A 225-nucleotide genomic window follows, 5' to 3' on the forward strand; every position below is an offset into this window, starting at 1 on the left:
CGGGCGCCGGCCTGTGGACGCCGGACGGCGTGCTGCGGCTGCCGTACGCGACGCAGGCCGTGCCGTGCGGCGTGGCGCAGGTGAGCCCGCCCGCGGCCGTACCGCCCGAGCCCGGCGCGTCCCCGGTGACAGGACACCCCCCGGAACCGGGGCCCCCGGCTCCGGAAACCTTCGTCGCGCCTCCTCGATCGGCACAGCCCGCACCACCCCCACCACCCACTCCAC

This window comes from Streptomyces africanus, from assembly GCF_002150735.1.
GTDB classification, from domain to species: Bacteria; Actinomycetota; Actinomycetes; order Streptomycetales; family Streptomycetaceae; genus Streptomyces; species Streptomyces africanus.